Below are 18,637 nucleotides of genomic sequence, written 5' to 3'. Positions count from 1 at the left end.
GCCGTCGGCGATGCTGGGGCGCCCGACCTGCACCGCTCTCGGGGGGTGGGTTAGGCGAAATGGGTCGAGACAGATATAGCAACTGCCATGCCACTGGCGGTTCCTGGAGGGGATGAGAGGGGTGAAGGGCCGGCTGGTGCGGGGCGGGGAGGTGAAGGTCAATGTTTTGAAGGAGGCCTGTAGGGGCGTGTCAAAAAAACGACTGGTGGGAGCTACTGGCCGATCATGATCAGGAAGACACCGGCCAGCATGATGCCGCAGGCCAGCACTCCTCCCCGCTCGCGAAAGAGGTAACGGCCGTACAGGACGCCAAACAGCAGGCTGAGCCTCTTCACCGCAATCATGTAGGCGACGTTGGTGGTGTTGATGGCGTAGACGTGGGCGACCACCTGAAGGGCATAGAAGAGCGCCGGCAGAGCCGAGGCCTGCAGGATGCCGTTCCTGGTGATGGATCTCAGTTCCCGCTTCCCCTTGTAGAGCGCCACCGGGGCGGTGAGCAGCACCATCAGCGGGATGTAGATGGCCGCGAAGAAAAGCGGCGAGGAGAGGGTGATGGCCCGCTTGCCGAGGGCGGAGGTGACGCTGTAGATGGAAGCGACCGCGATCATGCAGAGCGATCCCGTTTCATTGAAGAGCCCACGTAACGGTGCGAGTAAGCCCCCTTGCCCACGGCTGACCGGAAGGAGGTATCCCCCCAGCGCCACCAGCACCACGCCGGCGGCCCCGCACATGGTGAGCCGTTCCCCCAGGAGCAGGAAGGGGACCACCAGGAGCAGGAGCGGGGTCAGCGAGAGTAGCGGCAGCGTCAGGTTGAGCGGGGAGAGCTTCAGCGCCTTGCTGTACAGAAATAAGGCCAGGATCTCCAGCGGTAAGGAGGCGGACACGCAGAGGTAGAACTCCGGGCCAAGGGGCGGCACGGGTATGAAGGGAAGCGGCAGCAGAAAGAGCGGCAGCCCGGGGAGGATCCTGAGCCAGGTGACCAGGTACTCGTTGTGGCCGGCCAGAGCCTTCTTGGTGAGGGCGTCACTGGTGGCAAGGCAAAAAGCCGAGATGAGGGTGAGCGGCAGCCAGAGCATGATCAAATCATACCCGATTACCTCGGTCTACGACGGTTCCTGGTGCCTGACCAGGGTGATAACCGAGAATTCCGGCCTGATGTTGATCCTGATCGGGACGCAGCTTTCTCCCAGCCCGCCGCTGACGATCAGCGTGGTGCGGCCGGAGTTGAAGCGCCCGTAGTCCCAGCGGGGGAAGATGCCCAAGGCTGGCACGTAACAGGCGCCCAGGATGGGGAGGCGGAACTGGCCGCCGTGGGTGTGGCCGGAAAGCATCAGGTCGATGCCGTGCCGGCTCGCCTGAGGGAGCAGTTGCGGGGAATGGCAGAGCAGCAAACGGACGGCGCCCTGGTCGGTCTCCTTAAGCGCCTCGTCCAGCCGGTCACGCCTGGTAACCGGGTCGTCCACCCCCACCACGAAAAGCCGCTGCCCGCCGGCCTCCAGCACCGTCGACCGGTTGGAAAGTACCGTCACTCCCGCTTCCGTCAGCTGGCGGTTGAATTCGTCGCCGCGCCGCAGCATCCAGTCGTGGTTTCCGGGGACCGAGTAAAGGGGGACGTTCGATGACCGCTTGATGCCGGCGATGATCTGCAGGGCCGGCAGCAGCGATGGCGCGCCGCCGACCACCAGGTCGCCGGTCAGCGCGACCATGTCAAAGCGTTCCTGGGCGATCATCCCGATCAGCCGCTCGTTCTCTTTGCCGAACTCCTTGTCGTGCAGGTCGCTCAGGTGCAGTATGGTGAACCCCTCGAAGGAAGGGGGGAGGTCGCGGATGGGAACCCGGTACCTGCGGACGGCGAGGAACTGTCTTTCCAAGGACAGGTACGGGAGGATGACGACTCCTCCGAGGAGGAAGCTGCGTCGTGACAGTTTCATCATGGGGCCCTCCAGAATAGCCTGAGTATAGCACATAGCACCGGCAGCAGGAGGTGGGATCACCCGTCACTTTTTTTGACTTCCACCACGGGCGGCGCTATCATGCCCTAATGAACAAGGGGGGAGATGATGGCCGATTTCGCGGTGAGCGAGGAGAAGAACCGCTGGCTGAAAACGAGGATGGAACTGCTCGGGGTCTCCGAGGCGGACCTGGAGGAGCGATTCGTCCACGCCTCCGGACGGGGCGGCCAGCACGTCAACAAGGGTTCTTCCTGCGTGTACCTCAAGCACCTGCCGAGCGGGTTGGAAGTTAAGTGCATGGAGTCGCGCAGCCAGTCCCTCAACCGCTTTCTGGCCCGCCGTTACCTGCTGGAAAAGGTGGAGGCGCTCTCCGGGGCGCTGACCAAGAAGGATATTGCGGCGGAAAAGCTCCGCAGGCAGAAGGCCAGGCGCAAGAGGCGAAGCGGCGCCAAGTACGCGGCAGCCGCCGGAGAAACCCATCCCCACCCGCCTCCGCCTAAAGGCTACGGCGTGCAGGCTCCTGTCCCTCCCCTTGAAGGGGAGGGGACGCAAGACGAGCTCTCTTAGAAGCAGGTGGTCTTCCAAACGCTCCCCCTCGCCCCCTTGGGGGAGAGGGACAGGGGTGAGGGCGGGACTTTCGTGGCGGTTGCGGCAACCCTCACCCGCCCTCCGGCCACCCTCCCCTTAAGGGGCGAGGGAATCGGATGCCAGATCATCAGAATGGCAAGAAAAATGCTTCCCTATACCCGTGATTGACATCACCCCGTAATGACAACGGTTTTATGGCCGGATCAAGGCTCATCCTGTTCCCGCCACCGGCTCCGGCGCGCTGGATTTTGCAAAACCAAAAAAAAGTTGACAATCCCAGGAGGTGAAGGTTATAAATTTAGGGTATTATTATCCTCTATGAGACCTTTGCAGCGTTCCTTACACCTCTAATTCCATACCGCAACCCGAACCGACACCTCAAGGTCACTACAGACTTTTCACAAACCTTTGCATATTAGGCAGTCCGCGCATGTCGTCCATGCCCCATCATCCGTGAACATCGCCATCGAGCAGTTCGTCAACATGATACCTCGTCGCATCCAGGCGTCGCCGCTTCACTGTGGAGTTGCGCCATTTCAGGAGAACAGATGAACCTACAGGAACTTAAAGAGAAAAAGATCAACGATCTTACGGCGATCGCCAAGGGTCTCAACATCGAGGGCGCGTCCAGCCTCCGTAAGCAGGACCTGATCTTCGCCATTCTCAATGCCCAGACCGAGAAAAACGGCATGATCTTCGGCGAAGGCGTGCTGGAGACGCTGCCCGACGGTTTCGGCTTCTTGCGGGCACCGGATTACAACTATCTTCCGGGGCCGGACGATATCTACGTCTCCCCTTCGCAGATCCGCCGCTTCAACCTGCACACCGGCGATACGGTGGCGGGCCAGATCCGTCCTCCCAAGGAAGGGGAGCGCTACTTCGCCCTCCTGAAGGTGGAGACCGTCAACCACGAGTCGCCCGAGGTGGCCCGCGACAAGATCCTCTTCGACAACCTGACTCCGCTCTACCCGGAGGAGAAGCTCAAGCTGGAGACCGAGCCGGACAACATGTCCTCCCGCGTGATGGAGCTGATCGCACCGGTCGGCAAGGGGCAGAGGGGACTGATCGTCGCTCCGCCGCGTACCGGCAAGACGATGCTCATCCAGAACATCGCCAACTCCATCGCCGAGAACCATCCCGAGGTCTTCCTGATCGTGCTGCTGATCGACGAGCGCCCGGAGGAGGTCACCGACATGCAGCGCTCCGTGAGGGGCGAGGTTATTTCCTCCACCTTCGACGAGCCGGCCTCCCGCCACATCCAGGTTGCCGAGATGGTCATCGAGAAGGCCAAGCGACTGGTCGAGCACAAGCGCGACGTTGTCATCCTGCTCGACTCCATCACCCGCCTGGCACGCGCCTACAACACCGTGATACCCCCCTCCGGCAAGATCCTCTCCGGTGGTGTCGACTCCAACGCGCTTCACAAGCCCAAGCGCTTCTTCGGCGCCGCCAGGAACATCGAGGAAGGTGGCTCGCTTACCATTATCGCTACCGCCCTGGTGGACACCGGTAGTAAAATGGACGAGGTCATCTTCGAGGAGTTCAAGGGGACTGGTAACATGGAACTCCACCTCGACCGAAAGCTGGTTGAGAAGAGGACCTTCCCGGCCATCGACATCAACAAGTCCGGCACCAGGAAAGAGGAGCTGCTGATCGACAAGGCCTCCCTGAACCGGATCTGGATACTCAGGAAGGTGCTCCACCCGATGAACGTGGTGGACTCCATGGAGTTCCTGATCTCCAAGCTGCAGGGTACCAAGACCAACCAGGAATTCCTGGACTCGATGAGCAAGTAGAAAAATAACTTGAAAACTTGCGCTGAAGGTGCTATTGGTACATGCTTTCCGGCTAAAACGTGCACAAGTTAACGGGGTCCGCCCCGCATGGAGGAAGATATGAAGGCAGAAATCCACCCGAAGTACGAAGAAATCACCGTGAAGTGCCTCTGCGGGAACCAGTTCCAGACCCGTTCGACCAAGGCTGAGATCTCCACCGAGATCTGCTCGCAGTGCCATCCGTTCTACACCGGCAAGCAGAAGCTGATCGATACCGCGGGCCGCGTGGAGCGTTTCCGCAAGAGATACAACCTGGAAAAATAGAGGCTCTCGCGTTTGTGAAACCGGTGAGGGGATTTTGTCTATGGCAAAATCCCCTTATTTCGTTTATTGTAGTGAGCATTATGCCGTCTGAAGGATCTCAATGAAGGTTGCCCTCCTCCAACACACCCCCGAGCCCGAGCTGACCATCGCGTTGGCTGCCAGGCTTTGCTATTCGCAGGTAGGCATCGACGCGCTGAAGGAAAAGCTGTCCGGCGCCGACATCAAGAACTTCCTGGACAAGATCATGTCGCTCGGGCACCAGTCGGTGCTGGAGCACGCCTCCTTCACCTTCGGCATCGAAGGTATCTCCCGGGTCACCAGCCATCAGCTGGTGCGGCACCGGGTCGCCTCCTACTCCCAGCAGTCCCAGCGCTACGTCTCCCACAAGGAGCAGTTCGCGGTGGTGACGCCCCCTTCCATCGCCGACAATCCGGAATTCGTAGAGCGCTTCCAGGCGCAGGTGGCCGCGCTGCACGCGGCCTACGCCGAGCTGGTGAACGCGGGGGTGCCGGCGGAGGATGCCAGGTACCTGCTTCCCAACGCCACCGAGACCAAGATCATCGTGACCATGAACGGCCGCGAGCTGCTGCACTTCTTCACCGTGCGCTGCTGCGAGCGGGCGCAGTGGGAGATCCGGGCCATGGCGATCGAGATGCTGAAGCTGGTGCGGCCGCTGGCCCCCACCGTCTTCGGCAAGGCCGGCCCCGGCTGCCTGGCAGGCCCCTGCCCCGAGGGCCCCTTCTGCTGCGGCAAGATGGCGGAAGTACGGGAGTTCTTCAAAGGGGTGTAACGATTTCGGGGACTGGCTCCGCAGGTGCCTGTCCCCTTTGCCTCACAAAACGAAGTTGATTGCTCCCGCATGAAAGTTGATTACGTCCTTCGACAGGCTCAGGACGAGCGGGATTTGGGGTAAGCGAACCTGCAACAAAGCTGAACCAACCGGAGGGTGGGACCTCCGCACCGCGTCCTTTCTAGGGGAGGGACGGGGTGAGGATGGGGTATCCGGTCTCCACACGAGGTGTAAATGGCAAAGATCAATATCGGCGGACAGGCGGTTCTGGAAGGGGTCATGATGCGCGCGCCCCGGTCGCTTGCCATCGCAGTCAGAAGGCCTGACGGCGAGATCTCCATCAAAAGCGAAACCGTGGTCCCGCTTTCGGAAAGGTTTCCCATCGTCAAACTTCCCATCGTGAGAGGTGCGGTGGCGCTTTTCTCCTCGCTGGCGACCGGCATCAAGGCCCTCAACTTCTCCGCCAACGAAGCCATCATCGAAGAAGGGGATAAAGGCGAGAAGAAGGAAGATCTCTCCGGCTGGGCCATCGGCGGCACCATGGCCACCGCCTTCGGCTTCGGCATTCTGCTGTTCTTCCTCATGCCGCTCTACCTGACCAAGCTGATGGTCCCGGTTATCGGCAGCTCCAACATCGTCTTCAACCTGGTGGACGGCGTGATCCGCGTGGCCGTCTTCCTCATCTACATCACCGCCATCTCCAGGATGCCGGACATCCAGCGGGTGTTCCAGTATCACGGCGCCGAGCACAAATCCATCTACACCTTCGAGGCCGGCGAGGAGCTGACCGTCGAAAACGTTCGCAAGTACAGCTGCCTGCACCCGCGTTGCGGCACGAGCTTCCTGCTGATCGTCATGCTGGTGAGCATCGTGGTCTTCTCGCTGATACCCAAGGCCTGGCCCTTCTACCTGAAAGGGGGATCCAGGATCGTCCTGCTGCCGATCATCGCCGGGCTCTCCTACGAGGTCTTGAAGTGGACCGCCAAGCATGACGGCAACGCGCTGGTGAAGATGCTGATCGCCCCGGGGCTCGCCCTGCAGCGGCTGACCACCCGGGAGCCGGATGACAAGCAGATCGAGGTAGCCATCAAGTCCATGCAGGTGGCGCTGGATATGAACGGCGGCCACATGGATGACAGGCTGGTCGTATAAAACTACGGGAAAAGTGAAAGGTGAAGGGTGAAAGGTTGGAGCCTTGGCTTTACCGTTCACTTTTCACCTTTCACCTTTCACGGAATCTGAGGTTCTTACATGTTTGACAAGATAGCCGAACTGGAAAGACGTTTCGAGGAACTGGAGTCGCTGCTCTCGGATCCCGAGGTGCTGGCGAATCAGACCGAGTTCAGGCGCCTCTCCAAGGAGCACTCGGGCCTTGCCGAGCTGGTCGCCGCCTTCCGCGAGTACAAGAAGGTGCTCGCCGAGATCGACGACAACAAAGAGCTTCTCAAGGAGCCGGACCAGGAGATGCGGGAGATGGCCCAGGCCGAGCTGGAAGGCCTCGAGGCGCGCCGCGAGGAGCTGGATGCCGAGATCAAGATCCTGCTCCTCCCCAAGGATCCCAACGACGACAAGAGCGTGGTGCTCGAGATCCGCGCGGGTACCGGCGGTGACGAGTCCGCCCTGTTTGCCGGCGACCTGTTCCGGATGTACTCGCGTTTTGCCGAGACCAACCGCTGGCGTGTCGAGATGATCTCCTGCTCCGAATCGGAAAGAGGGGGCTTCAAGGAGGTCGTGGCGCTGGTGGAAGGCGCCGGCGTCTTCGCCCGCCTGAAGTACGAGTCGGGCACCCACCGCGTGCAGCGCGTTCCGGAAACCGAGGCCCAAGGCCGCATCCACACCAGCGCCTGCACGGTGGCGGTACTTCCCGAGGCGGAAGACGTCGATATCGACATCAACCCGGCCGACCTGAAGATCGACGTCTACCGTTCGTCCGGCGCCGGCGGCCAGCACGTCAACACCACCGACTCCGCGGTCAGGATCACCCATATTCCGACCGGCACCGTGGTCGCCTGCCAGGAAGAGCGGAGCCAGATCAAGAACAGGGCCAAGGCCATGAAGGTCCTCAAGTCGCGCATCCTCGACACCATCGTGATGGAGCAGAACGCCAAGCTGGCCGCGGACCGCAAGAGCCAGGTCGGCAGCGGCGACCGGAGCGAGCGGATCAGGACCTACAACTTCCCGCAGGGGAGGATGACCGACCACCGGATCGGCCTGACCCTTTACCGTCTCGATTCCATCATGGCCGGCGACATCGCCGAGATCGCCGACGCCCTGAGGACTCACTACCAGATGGAAGCCCTGCAGGAGCAGAGCCAGGGCGGCATCTAGTTATCGATATGACACAGCAGCGGGAAAAATGGGACGTCCTGAAGATCCTCAACTGGACCAAGGGGTACCTCGCTGAAAAAGGGGTGGAAAACCCGAGGCTTGAGGCTGAGTGGATGCTGTGCGAGGCGCTTTCCCTCGATCGGGTCGGTCTCTACCTGAACTTTGACAAGCCGCTCTCCGACAGCGAGCTGGCCTCTTACCGGAACATGGTGGCCCGGCGCGGCAAGCGCGAGCCGCTGCAGTACATCCTTGGGAGCCAGGAGTTCATGGGGCTCGACTTCCAGGTCACCCCGGCCGTACTGATACCGCGTCATGACACCGAGGTGCTGGTGAGCGAGGCGGTGAAGAGAAGCGCCGGGGCTGGCAGCATCCTGGACATCGGGACCGGCAGCGGCTGCGTCGCCATCGCCTTGGCCAAGGAGTTGCCCGATGTCGAGGTCTGCAGCGTCGATGTCTCGGCCGACGCCCTGGCCGTTGCCATGAGTAACGCCGAGAAAAACGGGGTGACCGTCCAGTTTTCCCAGGGGTCGCTTTTCGAGCCCTTTGCGGGACGGCGCTTCGACATGATAGTTTCCAACCCTCCCTATATACCCGCGTCGGATATCGCCACACTCCAGCAGGAAGTTCGCGGCTTCGAGCCGCTGAGCGCGCTGGACGGCGGTGCCGACGGTCTCGACTTCTACCGGAGCATCGCCGCCGAGGCCTCAAACCACCTGACGGCGGGGGGGTGGCTGCTCTTGGAGGTCGGTGCCGGTCAGGCGCCGGAGGTCCTCGAATTGCTGCGTGCCGGCGGATTCTCGCGGGAGTGCTTCTCCGAGAAGGACCCCGCAGGTATCGATCGGGTGGTTGGCGGCAGAGTGCCGTAGGGTGGGCACGGCCCACCGAGGACTTTTGTACCTGACCTAGCAGATAACCTTCCGCTAAGCGTCCCTTCTCCTTCAAGGAGAAGGACAGGATGAGGATGGGTGCCTCCTTCGCCTCCCACCTACTACCCCATCCTCACCCCGACCCTCTCCTTGAAGGAGAGGGGGCGTTGCCTGAGCGGAAGATTGTGATTGTCAGGACAAGCAAATGGGGGACCGGCACCTCGCGGAGCCAGTCCCCATCCCGCTCTCATCTGGCGGGGTAAAACCAGCAGTGGAAAGAGGTACGAGTGGACAAACTGGTAATTCACGGCGGCAAGAAGCTTTCCGGCGAGGTGACCGTCAGCGGTTCGAAAAACGCCGCTCTTCCCATCTTCATATCCACCATCCTGGCACCTGGCTGCCACGAGATCAGCAACGTCCCGTTCCTCAGGGACATCAACACCACCATCAAGGTGCTGGAACAGCTGGGTGCTCGCGTCGAGGGAAGGGGCAACATCGTCAAGATCGACACCACCGACCTGAACAGCTGGGAGGCGACCTACGACCTGGTGCGCACCATGCGCGCCTCGGTGCTGGTGCTCGGTCCGCTGCTGGCCAGGTTCGGCCAGGCCCGCGTCTCGCTTCCCGGTGGCTGCGCCATCGGCGCCCGCCCCATCAACCTGCACCTGAAAGGCCTTGCCGCACTGGGCGCCGAGATCACCCTGGAGCACGGCTACGTGGAGGCGAAGGCCAAGAAGCTGAAAGGGGCCCGGATCAACTTCGACATCTCCACCGTGGGGGGCACCGAGCAGCTGCTGATGGCCGCCGCCACCGCTCAGGGGGAGACCATCCTGGAGAACGCGGCGCGTGAGCCGGAGATCGTGGACCTCGCCGACATGCTGATCAAGATGGGGGCCCGCATCGACGGGGCCGGCACCGACACCATCCGCATCATCGGCGTCGACCAGCTCACCCCCGCCAGCCACTCCGTGATGCCGGATAGGATCGAGGCAGGCACCTTCATGATCGCCTCGGCCATCACCGGCGGTGATATCAAGATCCGCAACATGCGGCTCGATCACCTGGATGCCCTGACCTTCAAGCTGCAGGACATCGGCGTGGAGATCACCAACAAGGACAACATCGTCCGGGTCAAGGGGCCGAAGAAGATCAAGAGCGTCAACATCAAGACCCGTCCCTACCCCGGCTTCCCGACCGACATGCAGGCGCAGTTCATGGCCCTCATGTGCCTCGCCGACGGCGCTTGCGTCATCTCGGAGAACATCTTCGAGAACCGCTTCATGCACGTCTCGGAGCTGCTTCGCTTCGGCGCCGATATCGTCATCGAGGGGAACACCGCCACCGTCAAGGGGGTCAAAAAGCTCTCCGGCGCTCCGGTGATGGCGACCGACCTGCGCGCCTCCGCCTCGCTGATCCTGGCGGCATTGGCGGCCGACAACACCAGCGAGATCTCCCGCATCTACCACCTCGACCGCGGCTATGAGGCGATCGAGAAAAAGCTCGCCGCCCTCGGCGCAGACATCGAGCGGGTGCAGGACAACAACCAGGTCTAGTCCTATTAAGTCCCCCTTGATAAAGGGGGATTTAGGGGGATTTGCTTTTTTACTTTAGAGCCAACTGCCAAGGCAAATCCCCCCCAGCCCCCCTTTAACAGGGGGGGAGCTATTAAAGAAGAGGTTCTACATGCCTGATTTCATAACCATCGCCATTCCCAAGGGACGCATCCTGCAGGATTCCGTCGCCCTCTTCAAGAAGATCGGCATCGATTGCGAGGAGCTTCTTTCCGATACCAGGAAGCTGGTCTTCCAGAACGACGAGCAGAAGATGCGCTACATGATCGTACGCGCCACCGACGTTCCGACCTACGTCGAGTACGGCTGCGCCGATCTGGGCATCGTCGGGAAGGACACGCTCATGGAGCAGGAGAAGGACCTGTACGAGCCGCTCGACCTCAAGTTCGGCTACTGCCGCCTGATGGTCGCCGAGCCGGTGGAACTCTCCAGCAAGGACGATCCCTCCGTCTGGAACAACATCAGGATCGCCACCAAATACCCCAACGTCACCGAGAAGTACTTCGCCGCCAAGGGCGTGCAGGTTGAGCTCATCAAGCTGTACGGCTCCATCGAGCTTGCCCCGCTGGTCGGACTGTCCGAGCGGATCGTCGACCTCGTTTCCACCGGCGAGACGCTGAGGCAGAACGGCCTGGTCGAGGTGGAGACCATCGCGGAGATCACCACCCGCCTGATCGTGAACCGCGCCAGCCTGAAGACCAAGCACGAGCGGATCTCCAAGATCATCGAGGGGCTGGAAAAGCACGTTTAACCTACTACGCCACGTTCAATGCTATTTCCGAGGTGACCATGCAATTCCTCGATATCAGGGAAAAGGATTTCCAGGCGAAATTTGACGCCATTGTCGAGCGCGGAGAGGAGTCCGGGCGCGAGGTGGAAGAGATCGTCCTCAACATCATCGCCGACGTGCGCAAACGCGGCAACGAGGCGGTGCTGGAGTACACCAAACGCTTTGATCGCCTTGAGTGCGATGCTGCCGGCCTTGAGGTCTCCGCCGAAGAAATCGAGCAGGCCTTTTCGAAGCTGGATGAGAAGGACCTGGCGGCCCTGAAGCTCGCCGTGGAGCGGGTCGGCCGGTTCCATGAGAAGCAGAAACAGCAGACCTGGATCTCCACCGAAGAGCCTGACATCATGCTGGGGCAGAAGGTGACCCCGCTTGCCAAGGTGGGCATCTACGTCCCGGGCGGCAAGGCCTGCTATCCCTCCAGCGTCATCATGAACGCGGTCCCGGCCAAGGTTGCCGGGGTGGGTGAGATCATCATGGTGGTGCCGGCGCCGGGCGGCGAGCTGAACCCCTACGTGCTGGTCGCGGCGAAGCTCTCAGGTGTCGACCGTGTCTTCAAGATCGGCGGCGCCCAGGCTGTCGCGGCACTGGCCTACGGTACCGAGACCATTCCCCGCGTGGACAAGATCACCGGCCCCGGCAACATCTTCGTGGCCACCGCCAAGAAACTGGTGTTCGGGCAGGTCGGCATCGACATGATCGCGGGCCCCAGCGAGATCCTGGTCATCAACGACGGCAGCGGCAACGCGACCCACATCGCGGCGGATCTGCTTTCGCAGGCCGAGCATGACGAACTGGCCTCCTCCGTGCTGATCACCACCGACCGCTCCTTCGGCGAGAAGGTGGCTGCCGAGGTCGAGCGCCAGCTGAAGGAGCTCTCCAGGGAGGCCATCGCCCGCAAGTCCTGGGAATCTTTCGGCGTCATCATCGCCGCCGGCAATCTGGAGGAGGCCATCGCCTTCTCCAACCGGATCGCTCCGGAGCATCTGGAACTCGCGGTGGAGAACCCGTTTGAGATCCTGCCGCTCATCACCAACGCCGGCGCCATCTTCATGGGGCACTACACCCCGGAGGCTGCGGGCGACTATCTGGCAGGTCCCAACCACACGCTTCCCACCGGCGGGACCGCCCGCTTCTTCTCACCGCTGTCGGTCGACGACTTCGTGAAGAAGAGCTCCATCATCCACATCACGCAGGGCGGCCTGCAGAGGATCGGCAGGGACGTGGTCAGGATTTCCGCACTGGAAGGGCTGGAAGCCCACGGGAAGTCGGTGAGCGTGCGGCTGGATTAGCTGCTGTCGCAAAGGGTTTGAGTGTCCTTCGACAGGCTCAGGACGAGCGGGTTGAGGGGATGAAATCATTATCCGTTCGTGCTGAGCTTGTCGAAGCATGAACCTTTTTTACTCGGATGGATTAAGCAAGGAGGAGGCGACATGGCAAGATCGGCAGTCATCGAGCGGATCACCAAGGAGACCCAGATCAAGCTCTCCCTCGAGATCGACGGCAAAGGGGAGGCGCAGGTCTGCACCTCCGTCCCGTTCCTGGACCACATGCTGGACCTCTTCGCCCGGCACGGCCTGTTTGACCTCAAGGTGGAGGCCCGCGGCGACATCGACATCGACTTCCATCACACCGTGGAAGATATCGGCATCGTGCTGGGGGCCGCCTTCAAGGAAGCCCTGGGCGACAAGGCGGGCATCCGCCGCTACGGCAACGCCGTGGTGCCGATGGACGAGACGCTGGCCACCGTCGCCACCGATCTCTCCGGCAGGCCTTTCCTGGTCTACAACGTCTCTCTTCCCAAGGTGAAGATCGGCGATTTCGACGTCGAACTGGTGAAGGAGTTCTTCCAGGGGTTCGTCAACCACTGCGGCGCCAACCTGCACGTGAACCTCCAGTACGGCGAAAACGTCCACCATATCGTCGAGGCCTGCTTCAAGGCGGCGGCGCGGGCGCTCGACCAGGCGACCCAGCTCGATCCCCGGATCGAAGGTGTCATGTCCACCAAAGGAAAACTGTAAAAAGGATTCAGCGATGATCGCGATTATCGATTACGGGATGGGGAATCTCCGTTCCGTTCAAAAGGGTTTCGAGAAGATCGGCTGTGAAGCCGTGGTTACCACCGACCCCAAAGTCCTGCTGGATGCCGAGCGCGTGGTGCTGCCCGGCGTGGGCGCTTTCCGTGACTGCATCAGGAACCTGGAGGAGGGTGGCTTCATCGACCCCATCCATAAGGTCATCAAGGCAGGGAAGCCGTTCCTCGGCATCTGCCTCGGGTTACAGCTGCTGTTCACCGAGAGCGAGGAGTTCGGCCTGCACAAGGGGCTGGACGTGATCCCGGGCCGCGTGGTCCGTTTCGCCGACGGGATGCGGGAGGCGGGTGAGGAGCTGAAGGTCCCGCACATGGGGTGGAACCAGCTCTCCGTGAAGCGCCAGGCTCCCATCTTCGAGGGGATCGTCGACGGCACCAACGTCTACTTCGTGCACTCGTACTACGTGAAGCCCGAAGATGAAGGTGTCGTCGCCACCACGACCCGCTACGGCATCGAGTTCTGCTCGTCGATCTGGCGCGACAACATCGTCGCCACCCAATTCCACCCGGAGAAGTCCCAGGAGAAGGGGCTTGCCATGCTCAAGAACTTCGCTTCCATGAAATAGCTTGCAGTTCCCTCGCCCCTTCAGGGGAGAGGGTGCCCGAAGGGCGGGTGAGGGAGCTTTCCCCTCCGCAAGTAGAGTACCGCCCCTTTATAAAATCGAATGTCTTTGGAGCTTAGATGATAGTCATTCCCGCGATAGATCTGAAGAACGGCTGTTGCGTCCGCCTGGAGCAGGGGCTGATGGACAAGGACACGGTGTTCAACGACAACCCCGGCGCGCAGGCGGCGGAGTGGCAGCGGCAGGGGGGAGAGATCCTTCACATCGTCGACCTCGACGGCGCCTTCGCCGGCGAACCGAAGAACCGCTCGGCCATCGAGTCCATCGTCAGGTCCGTCACCATCCCGACCCAGCTGGGCGGCGGCATCAGGGATATCGCCACCGTCGAGGCCTACCTTTCCCTGGGGATCGGCCGCGTCATCATCGGCACCGCCGCCCAGAGGAACCCCGAGTTCGTGAAGGAGGCGTGCAGCCGCTTCCCCGGCCGCATCGTGGTCGGCATCGACGCCAAGAACGGCATGGTTGCCGTGCAGGGATGGGCAGAGGTCACCGGCATCACCGCCACTGAACTGGCCAAGAAGTTCGAGGGCGACGGCGTCTCCGCCATCATCTACACCGACATCAGCCGGGACGGCATGATGCAAGGGCCGAACATCCAGGCCACCAAGGCGCTGGCCGAATCGATCAGCATACCGGTGATCGCCTCCGGCGGCCTCTCCTCGCTGAAGGACATCGAAAACCTGATGGCGATCGAGTCGTCCGGCGTGACCGGCGTCATCACCGGCAAGGCGATCTACTCCGGTGCCATCAAGCTGTCCGAGGCGATCGCGCTGACCAAGGGGCAGGCCGCGTAGTTCCTCCACCCTTCCGGATCTGCTCCTTCCGACTTCCCGTTTCAGTCCCCTCTCCCGAAGGGGGAGGGTTAGGGAGGGGGAGCTCAGGATCAACTCTGGATGATCTCGCGTCACGGCCAGGCGTCATCTCGAGTCGGGGCAGCGCTCCCCCCTTTCAGCCTCCCCCCTTCGGGAGGAGGAGTACTAAAAGGGGCAAAGAAAGTTAAGTTAACCGAGTGTCCTCCGGCGGAGGGCTCTGCTTCAGGAGATTTCACCGTGCTGACCAAAAGAATCATCCCGTGTCTCGATGTGAAGGGCGGAAGGGTAGTGAAAGGGGTCCAGTTCCTGGGCCTGCGCGATGCCGGCGATCCGGTGGAGATCGCCGAACTGTACGACAGCCAGGGAGCTGACGAGCTCACCTTCCTCGACATCACCGCTTCTTCCGACGAGCGCGACATCATCATCGACGTGGTGCGCCGCACCGCCGAGCGCGTCTTCATGCCGCTTACCGTGGGGGGCGGCGTCAGGGTGGTGGAAGACATCAGGCGACTTCTCAACGCCGGTGCCGACAAGGTCTCCATCAACACCGCGGCCGTCCACCGTCCCGAGTTCGTCAACGAGGCCGCCGAGCGCTTCGGTTCCCAGTGCACCGTGGTCGCCATCGACGCCCGCAGCAGGGAAGGCGGGGGGTGGGAGGTCTACACCCACGGCGGCAGGAATCCCACCGGTATCGACGCCATCGAGTGGGCGGCTCGCATGGAGAAACTGGGCGCCGGCGAGATTCTGCTCACCAGCATGGACCGCGACGGCACCAAGGACGGCTACGATCTGCCGCTAACCCGCGCGGTGGTGGATGCAGTCAACATCCCGGTGATCGCCTCTGGCGGGGTCGGTAACCTCTCCCATCTCTACGACGGTTTCACCACCGCCGGCGCCAGCGCCTGTCTTGCTGCTTCCATCTTCCACTACCGCGAACACACCATCCAGGAAGCGAAGGAATACCTGCGCGACCGCGGCGTCGCGGTAAGGCTGTAACCTCCAAATCCCCCACTCTATCCTCTTCTGCAAACGCTACCTCGCCCTCCGGGAGAGGGCCGGGGTGAGGGAGACCTCGCATCTTCATGGAGAGTTCCCTCACCCTAACCCTCTCCCGAAGGGGGATGTCGGAACTAGTGGGGATGAGAAAATGGAGAGGCAGGGTAATGCCAACTGGGCGGCCATATTGCAAAGGCACCCCCTCTTGCACCTGCTCCTTGATCGGGAGTACACTGAACGTTAGCGCTGAAAGCGCCCGGAGTTAATGATGGCACAGGAAAAGGAAGATATCATCGTCGCGGTCTACCGCGTGATCCAGGAGCGCAAGTCAAACCCGAGCGAGAACTCCTACACCGCGAGCCTCATGAAGAAGGGGGTCGAGAAGATCCTCAAGAAACTCGGCGAGGAGGCCACCGAGGTGGTGATCGCCGGTGTGGGCGGCAAGCGCGAGGAGATCATCTACGAGACTGCCGACCTGATCTTCCACAACCTGGTGCTTTTGGGCTACTACGACATCGACCCCGAGGAGGTCTATAGCGAGCTGCGGCGCCGCTTCGGTACCTCCGGTATCGAGGAGAAGCAGTCGCGGGTCGGCTGAGACGCAGGTGACTCAGTCGTAGCTGCAGAAAATCGTTGACATTTCATCTCCTCGTGATATATTGCTTGTTCCTTGAATAGTGTCTGCCGGCCAGATCAACCCACAAAGTAGTAAATCTAGAAACGAAGGGGGGGGAATATGGATGCCGGGAGTAAAGGTAAAAGAAGCTGAGCCGTTTGAGCTCGCACTGAAAAAGTTCAAAAAGCAGTGCGAAAAAGCGGGGATCCTCTCCGAAGTTCGTAAGAGAGAGCACTACGAGAAGCCGAGTATCAAGAAGAAGAAAAAGGCTATCGCAGCTCGCAAACGTGCCCTGAAAAAACAGCGCAAGATGGTTGACTAGAGGGATATATGCTTAGGGAGAAACTACAAGCCCAGATGAAGGAGGCCATGAAGAGCCGCGACGCGCTCAGGCTTTCCGCCATCCGCATGGTTATCTCCGCGGTGAAGAATCGTGACATCGAACTCAGGCGTGAACTGAACGATGCCGAGATCACCGATACCATAGTAACCCTCTGCAAGCAGCGCAGGGAATCCATCAGGCTCTTTAAGGAAGCAGGCAGACAGGAGTTGGTGGATAAGGAGGAAGCAGAGCTTGAGCTCATGATGAGCTTCCTCCCCCAGCAGTTGACGCGCGAAGAGCTGGAGGCACTCGTGATGAAGACCATCACGGAGGTCGCGGCTGCCGGTGCCAAGGACATGGGCAAGGTCATGAAGGCCCTGCAACCGTCCGTTGCCGGTCGTGCAGATGGGAAGCTGGTGAGCGAAATTGTGAAGGAAAAGCTCGCGTAAGTTCATCGCCCCCCGGGACCGTTCCCGGGGGCGATTACGCGGGTCATTGAGTCATGGGTAGGGGCCAATCTAGCGATTGCCCCTTCTTTGCTTTGTGTCAGCCGACCAGGTGTTTGCATGATCCTTCTCGATATCGTTATCTGGATTGTTCTCATTTTCTTTGTGGTCAAAGGGTTTTCGAAGGGGCTGATCAGGGAGGCGTGCTCTCTGCTCGGTCTCGTCACGGGCGGCTGGGCCGCCTTTAAATATTATTCCTCTCTCAGCCTGGTGGTGAAGCATTTCATCAACCTTCCCCAGCAGGTGGCGCAGCCGCTGTCGTTTCTCCTCGTCTTTTTGCTGTTCAGCCTCCTCTTCTATCTACTTGGACATCTGCTGACCGTCATCTTAAAGATCATGCTGCTCGGGGGGATCAACCGGATCGGCGGGGTCGTTTTCGGCTTTCTGGAAGGGGGCTTCATCCTCTGCATCCTGCTCTATCTCGGTACCACCAAGCCGGTCCCTGAGAAGGTGAGGCGGATGATCGACACCTCGAAGACCGCGCACTCCTTCGCCACCACCGGCGCCGACATCGCCGCGGGGTGGGAGGGTGCCCTACGCAAGGAACCTGCTTCCGCCGAAGGACAGCGCAAGAAATAAGGATTTGACCCGTGTCGATGATACCTGACGAGAAGGTTAGGGAGGTGCGCGAGAGGGCTCCCATCCTCGAGGTCATCTCCGACTACATGAGCCTCAGGAAATCCGGGGCCAACTACCAGGGACTCTGCCCGTTCCACGGGGAGAAGACCCCTTCCTTCAACGTCAACCCCGCCAGGGGGATCTTCCACTGCTTCGGCTGCGGCGCGGGCGGCAACGCCTTCGATTTCATCATGCGGATGGAGGGGCTGGCCTTTCCCCAGGCGGTCAAGTTCCTGGCCAAGCGGGTCGGGGTGGAGATCCCGGAGCGGCCGCTCACCAGGGAAGAGCAGCGCAAGGTCGACGAGAGGGAAGAGCTTTACCGCATCAATGAGCTCGCCTGCGAGTACTACTGCCGGGTGCTGGAGTCCGACGAGGCGGGGAGCGCAGGCAGGAGCTATTTGCAGACCCGCGGCGTGGACCGCGATACTGCGGCCGCCTACCGTATGGGTTTCGCGCCGGCCGGTTGGGACAACCTGGCGAAGTACCTGCAGCGAAAGGGAGTCTCCGCTGAACAGGCCGAGAAGCTCGGGCTGCTCAGGAAGAGGGACAGCGGCGGGGGGTACTACGACACCTTCCGTAACCGGCTGCTGTTCACCATCTCCGACCTGCACGGCCGGGCCATCGGCTTCGGCGGCCGGGTGATGGACGACTCGCTGCCCAAGTACATCAACTCCCCGGAATCGCTCATCTACCGCAAGAGCGAGGTGCTCTTCGGTATCGATCTCGCCAAGAAGGGGATGCGCGAGAAGGGAAGCGCCATCATCGTCGAAGGATACTTCGACCACCTGGCGCTCTACCGGGCCGGCTTCACCAACGTGCTGGCGACCTGCGGCACGGCGCTGACACCGCAGCATCTGAAAGTCTTGAGGCGCTACGCCGAGAAGGCCTACATGCTCTTCGACGGCGACGAGGCGGGACGCAAGGCGACGGTGAGGTCGATGGAGCTCTTCCTGGAGGAGGCTTTCCCCGCCAGGGTGATCGAGATTCCGGCCGAGGACGATCCCGACACCTTCGTGAAACGCGAGGGGGCCGCCGGTTTCGAGCCGCTTTTGGAAAAGGCGCAGCCGATCTTCG

The 18,637-nt window shown here is 61.2% G+C and carries 21 protein-coding genes; 19 read left to right on the top strand and 2 right to left on the bottom strand.

Translation table 11 applies throughout. The features are described 5' to 3' along the window. Window positions 1-212: 212 nt before the first annotated feature. Both VJ604_RS18070 and VJ604_RS18065 read right to left on the bottom strand, forming a co-directional pair. Entirely contained in the window at window positions 213-1,076 is an 864-nt protein-coding gene (locus tag VJ604_RS18070; protein ID WP_324084934.1) for an EamA family transporter, read from the bottom strand. 27 nt (window positions 1,077-1,103) lie between these two features. Next, on the bottom strand, window positions 1,104-1,934 hold the full coding sequence (locus VJ604_RS18065; RefSeq protein ID WP_324084933.1) for a metallophosphoesterase: 831 nt from the start codon (window positions 1,932-1,934) through the stop codon (window positions 1,104-1,106). A gap of 126 nt (window positions 1,935-2,060) precedes the next feature. Here VJ604_RS18065 and VJ604_RS18060 point away from each other — a divergent pair, with 126 nt between their 5' ends. The 19 genes from VJ604_RS18060 to dnaG all read left to right on the top strand — a co-directional run. After that, window positions 2,061-2,519 (top strand): peptide chain release factor family protein, encoded by a 459-nt coding sequence (locus VJ604_RS18060; protein WP_324084932.1) that lies wholly within the window; start codon window positions 2,061-2,063, stop codon window positions 2,517-2,519. Between the two features lie 569 nt (window positions 2,520-3,088). Beyond that, complete coding sequence (gene rho / locus VJ604_RS18055; protein ID WP_324084930.1) at window positions 3,089-4,336, top strand: transcription termination factor Rho; 1,248 nt, start codon at window positions 3,089-3,091, stop codon at window positions 4,334-4,336. Between the two features lie 99 nt (window positions 4,337-4,435). Then, entirely contained in the window at window positions 4,436-4,639 is a 204-nt protein-coding gene (rpmE, locus tag VJ604_RS18050) for a 50S ribosomal protein L31 (RefSeq protein WP_324084929.1), read from the top strand. A gap of 100 nt (window positions 4,640-4,739) precedes the next feature. Further along, window positions 4,740-5,429, top strand: coding sequence for an FAD-dependent thymidylate synthase (thyX, locus tag VJ604_RS18045; RefSeq protein WP_324084928.1), 690 nt, complete (start codon window positions 4,740-4,742; stop codon window positions 5,427-5,429). Between the two features lie 234 nt (window positions 5,430-5,663). Next, the gene (locus VJ604_RS18040; protein WP_324084927.1) at window positions 5,664-6,581 is read left to right on the top strand and encodes a DUF1385 domain-containing protein; all 918 of its coding nucleotides are present in this window, start codon (window positions 5,664-5,666) and stop codon (window positions 6,579-6,581) included. A gap of 99 nt (window positions 6,582-6,680) precedes the next feature. Then, entirely contained in the window at window positions 6,681-7,757 is a 1,077-nt protein-coding gene (prfA, locus tag VJ604_RS18035; RefSeq protein ID WP_324084926.1) for a peptide chain release factor 1, read from the top strand. Window positions 7,758-7,765: 8 nt separating this feature from the next. Further along, window positions 7,766-8,623, top strand: a complete 858-nt coding sequence (gene prmC / locus VJ604_RS18030) for a peptide chain release factor N(5)-glutamine methyltransferase (RefSeq protein ID WP_324084925.1) — start codon at window positions 7,766-7,768, stop codon at window positions 8,621-8,623. Window positions 8,624-8,910: 287 nt separating this feature from the next. Continuing rightward, window positions 8,911-10,176: a UDP-N-acetylglucosamine 1-carboxyvinyltransferase gene (gene murA / locus VJ604_RS18025; RefSeq protein WP_324084923.1), complete on the top strand. Its 1,266-nt coding sequence runs from the start codon at window positions 8,911-8,913 to the stop codon at window positions 10,174-10,176. 130 nt (window positions 10,177-10,306) lie between these two features. Further along, window positions 10,307-10,945, top strand: coding sequence for an ATP phosphoribosyltransferase (gene hisG / locus VJ604_RS18020; RefSeq protein ID WP_324084922.1), 639 nt, complete (start codon window positions 10,307-10,309; stop codon window positions 10,943-10,945). A 38-nt stretch (window positions 10,946-10,983) separates the two neighbouring features. After that, window positions 10,984-12,270: a histidinol dehydrogenase gene (gene hisD / locus VJ604_RS18015; protein ID WP_324084921.1), complete on the top strand. Its 1,287-nt coding sequence runs from the start codon at window positions 10,984-10,986 to the stop codon at window positions 12,268-12,270. Between the two features lie 141 nt (window positions 12,271-12,411). Beyond that, entirely contained in the window at window positions 12,412-12,999 is a 588-nt protein-coding gene (gene hisB, locus VJ604_RS18010; RefSeq protein WP_324084920.1) for an imidazoleglycerol-phosphate dehydratase HisB, read from the top strand. A gap of 13 nt (window positions 13,000-13,012) precedes the next feature. Continuing rightward, window positions 13,013-13,636, top strand: a complete 624-nt coding sequence (gene hisH / locus VJ604_RS18005; RefSeq protein WP_324084919.1) for an imidazole glycerol phosphate synthase subunit HisH — start codon at window positions 13,013-13,015, stop codon at window positions 13,634-13,636. A gap of 116 nt (window positions 13,637-13,752) precedes the next feature. Beyond that, window positions 13,753-14,487, top strand: coding sequence for a 1-(5-phosphoribosyl)-5-[(5-phosphoribosylamino)methylideneamino]imidazole-4-carboxamide isomerase (gene hisA / locus VJ604_RS18000; RefSeq protein WP_324084917.1), 735 nt, complete (start codon window positions 13,753-13,755; stop codon window positions 14,485-14,487). Between the two features lie 255 nt (window positions 14,488-14,742). Beyond that, window positions 14,743-15,501 carry an imidazole glycerol phosphate synthase subunit HisF gene (gene hisF, locus VJ604_RS17995; RefSeq protein WP_324084916.1) on the top strand — a complete coding sequence of 253 codons (759 nt, stop codon included), beginning with the start codon at window positions 14,743-14,745 and terminating at the stop codon, window positions 15,499-15,501. Between the two features lie 268 nt (window positions 15,502-15,769). Continuing rightward, a complete protein-coding gene (locus tag VJ604_RS17990) occupies window positions 15,770-16,099 on the top strand; it encodes a phosphoribosyl-ATP diphosphatase (RefSeq protein ID WP_324084915.1) in 330 nt (109 codons plus the stop codon). Between the two features lie 142 nt (window positions 16,100-16,241). Next, the gene (gene rpsU / locus VJ604_RS17985) at window positions 16,242-16,439 is read left to right on the top strand and encodes a 30S ribosomal protein S21 (protein WP_011940832.1); all 198 of its coding nucleotides are present in this window, start codon (window positions 16,242-16,244) and stop codon (window positions 16,437-16,439) included. A gap of 8 nt (window positions 16,440-16,447) precedes the next feature. Beyond that, window positions 16,448-16,888, top strand: a complete 441-nt coding sequence (locus VJ604_RS17980) for a GatB/YqeY domain-containing protein (protein ID WP_324084911.1) — start codon at window positions 16,448-16,450, stop codon at window positions 16,886-16,888. A gap of 117 nt (window positions 16,889-17,005) precedes the next feature. After that, window positions 17,006-17,524 carry a CvpA family protein gene (locus VJ604_RS17975; RefSeq protein ID WP_324084910.1) on the top strand — a complete coding sequence of 173 codons (519 nt, stop codon included), beginning with the start codon at window positions 17,006-17,008 and terminating at the stop codon, window positions 17,522-17,524. An 11-nt stretch (window positions 17,525-17,535) separates the two neighbouring features. Further along, on the top strand, window positions 17,536-18,637 hold a 1,102-nt coding region (gene dnaG / locus VJ604_RS17970), incomplete at its 3' end, for a DNA primase (RefSeq protein WP_324084909.1).

This window comes from Geomonas sp., from assembly GCF_035254065.1.
Lineage (GTDB): Bacteria > Desulfobacterota > Desulfuromonadia > Geobacterales > Geobacteraceae > Geomonas.
The sequence above is the reverse complement of the archived record's forward strand: the minus strand, read 5'-3'. Positions and strand labels throughout refer to the sequence as shown.